At 65.9% G+C, this 2,863-nt stretch carries 4 protein-coding genes and 1 pseudogene; 4 read left to right on the forward strand and 1 reads right to left on the reverse strand.

What is annotated here, in order from left to right; all coding sequences use genetic code 11:
* Positions 1–324: pseudogene (locus tag WAN02_RS30905) on the reverse strand (hypothetical protein); the annotation flags it as partial.
* A 203-nt stretch (positions 325–527) separates the two neighbouring features.
* Here WAN02_RS30905 and rimP point away from each other — a divergent pair.
* From rimP to WAN02_RS30925, 4 genes are all read left to right on the forward strand, one after another.
* Entirely contained in the window at positions 528–1,067 is a 540-nt protein-coding gene (rimP, locus tag WAN02_RS30910) for a ribosome maturation factor RimP (RefSeq protein ID WP_422269182.1), read from the forward strand.
* On the forward strand, positions 1,064–2,155 hold the full coding sequence (gene nusA, locus WAN02_RS30915; RefSeq protein WP_422269183.1) for a transcription termination factor NusA: 1,092 nt from the start codon (positions 1,064–1,066) through the stop codon (positions 2,153–2,155). Before rimP ends, nusA begins: the two co-directional genes overlap by 4 nt.
* Before the next feature lie 106 nt (positions 2,156–2,261).
* Positions 2,262–2,537, forward strand: a complete 276-nt coding sequence (locus WAN02_RS30920) for a YlxR family protein (RefSeq protein WP_422269184.1) — start codon at positions 2,262–2,264, stop codon at positions 2,535–2,537.
* 77 nt (positions 2,538–2,614) lie between these two features.
* The coding region (locus WAN02_RS30925; RefSeq protein WP_422269185.1) for a translation initiation factor IF-2 N-terminal domain-containing protein at positions 2,615–2,863 on the forward strand (249 nt) is incomplete at its 3' end.

The following is a 2,863-nucleotide window of genomic DNA, read 5'->3' on the forward strand; positions in this document are numbered from 1 at the left end:
AGCCGCGGCGGCCGGGGTGGGGGTGGTTGGCATGGCCGTCTCGCGGGACGTCGACGTCGGGTTGACCGCCAGGCGCGCGATTTCGGTCGTCAACGCCTGCGCGTGTTTGGTGCGTTCGGCGGCGACCTCGATCAGCGCGGCGTTCACCGGCTGCGGCGCGCCCACGGCCGCCGCGGTGGCCAGTTCGCTGTCACGCCGGGCCAGTGTCAATTGTGTTTCGAGTTCGTCGACGGCCGGCGGCGCGGGCGGTGAACTACACGCGGGCACCGCCATTGCGAGCGCCGCCAGCGCCGCGCCGCCCACCAAGACATGTCGCCTGCTCACGATCGGATCGAAACCAGGCTCTGGGCGCAGCACAGCAACATCCTGCCATTGCCGGGACAGCCGCCTGTAACGCCAGGTGAACTCGCCGCGATCACGTCTTACAACGGATTCCTGGCGTATCGTTGATTGCTGGTTCCTCGGGCGTGCTGATCGCGCGCGCCGCAGGGCTGCCTGACCGGACAACTCAAGATGAGGAGCTCGCCGTGACCACCGAGCTACCGTCGCAGACGCAGGTGATCGAGCTGCTCGATGGTGAGTTCGCGCGCGCAGGTTACGAGATTGAGGATGTCCTCATCGATTCGCGGGCGCAGCCGCCGCGGATAACCGTGATCGCCGATGGCGACACCGCACTCGATCTCGACACCATCGCGGTGCTCTCTCGCTCGGCGTCGAGCCTGCTGGACGCGGCGCCCGACCTCGACGGCAGTTACGTCTTGGAAGTGACCTCACCGGGGGTCGATCGCCCGCTGACCAGTGACAAGCACTTTCGTCGCGCGCGGGGCCGCAAGGTCGAATTGGCCATGACAGACGGGACGCAGGTCACCGGTCGAGTCGGCGAGTTGCACGACGGCACGCTGAGCCTGGTGGTTCGCGACGACCGCGCTCGCGACTGGGCAGTACGGCCGATCTCGCTCCGCGGCATCTCGAAAGCTGTTGTCCAGGTGGAGTTTTCGATTCCTTCCCAGCGGGAGATGGAGCTGGCAACCGGTGATCGAAGCGCGGAGGCGGAGGGCGGAAGATGAACATCGACATGGCCGCTCTGCACGCGATAGTGGTGGAACGAGGCATCTCGTTCGACGACTTGCTCGAGGACGTCAAGGCCGCGGTGCTGAGCGCATACCGGCACACCGAGGGCCATCAACCCGACGCGCACATCGACATCGACCGCAAATCGGGTTCGGTCCGCGTGCTGGCTCGCGAGCTCGACGAAGACGGCAACGTGCTCAACGAATGGGAGGACACCCCGGAGGGTTTCGGCCGCATCGCCGCCACGACCGCACGACAGGTGATGTTGCAGCGGCTCCGGGATGCCGAGAACGAGCGGACCTACGGCGAGTTCTCCACCCATGAGGGCGAGATCGTCGCCGGCGTGATCCAACGCGACAGCCGGGCCAACTCCCGTGGTCTGGTCGTCGTTCGGATGGGCAGCGAGACCAAGGGGTCCGAGGGGGTGATTCCCGCGGCCGAGCAGGTTCCGGGTGAGGCATACGAGCACGGCGACCGGGTGCGCTGCTATGTGGTGGGCGTCAGCCGTGGCGTGCGCGAGCCGGTGATCACGTTGTCACGCACCCACCCCAACCTGGTGCGCAAGCTTTTCTCGCTGGAAGTCCCCGAGATCGCTGAAGGCTCGGTGGAGATCGTGGCGGTGGCACGTGAAGCCGGTCACCGTTCGAAGATCGCGGTCGCGTCACGCGTTCCTGGTCTCAATGCCAAGGGCGCGTGCATCGGACCGATGGGTCAGCGGGTACGCAACGTGATGAGCGAGCTGTCCGGGGAGAAGATCGACATCATCGACTTCGACGAGGACCCGGCGCGCTTCGTCGCCAACGCGTTGTCGCCGGCCAAGGTCGTCTCGGTGACCGTGATCGACGAGAACGCCCGGGCCGCCCGCGTGGTGGTGCCCGACTTCCAGCTGTCGCTGGCCATCGGAAAGGAAGGCCAGAATGCGCGGCTGGCCGCCCGGCTCACCGGATGGCGGATCGACATCCGCGGCGACTCACCCGACCAGGACGCCGACCATCCCGAGCATGATGCGGCCCACGGACTCGCGCACGATCACCAGCGCATCGACCACGCAGACCGCAGCCGAGCGGGCGGTTCTGACCACTAGTTCGATGCGGGTAAACTAAGCCGTGATCCAGCGCGAGACTTCGGCCTCGGCGCATCGACGTACCGAAGGACCGGTGCGGACATGTGTCGGGTGCCGGAAGCGAGAGTTGGCCGTCGAACTGCTCCGAGTGGTTGCTGTGTCGGCCGGGAACGGTAAATACGCCGTGACTGTTGACGCAGCGGGTACTCTGCCGGGGCGGGGTGCATGGCTGCATCCCGTTCCACAGTGCGTCAAAGAAGCAATCCGGCGGCGAGCTTTTGCTCGAGCGTTGCGCATCGCCGGCGCACCGGATACGTCAGCGGTGATCGAGCACATCGAGCTTTCGATGCGCCCGACTATCCAGCCAACAGAACAGGCAGCAAAGAACATGAGCACACCGTGAAGTCCCGATGACCATGCGTCATAGCTAAACCCGAGGCGCGGCCTACCACCGCTGTCGCCTCATAGACAGGAGATGTAGTGGCAGGCAAGGCCCGCGTACACGAGTTGGCTAAGGAACTCGGTGTTACCAGCAAGGAAGTACTCGCCCGACTGAGCGAACAGGGCGAATTCGTTAAATCCGCATCGTCGACGGTGGAAGCGCCCGTCGCGCGTCGACTGCGTGAATCGTTCGGTGGCGGCAAACCCGCACCGGAAAAAGCGGCCGGCAACGGCGCCGGCGGCGCGAAAGCCGCCGTCAAGGATGCCGCCCCGGCTCCGGCAAAGCCC

This window comes from Mycobacterium sp. (assembly GCF_049281135.1).
Classification (GTDB): domain Bacteria; phylum Actinomycetota; class Actinomycetes; order Mycobacteriales; family Mycobacteriaceae; genus Mycobacterium.

Coding starts and splice junctions, on each gene's coding strand:
- nusA (WP_422269183.1), top strand. CDS start 1,064: ATGAACATCGACATGGCCGCTCTGCACGCGATAGTGGTGGAACGAGGC.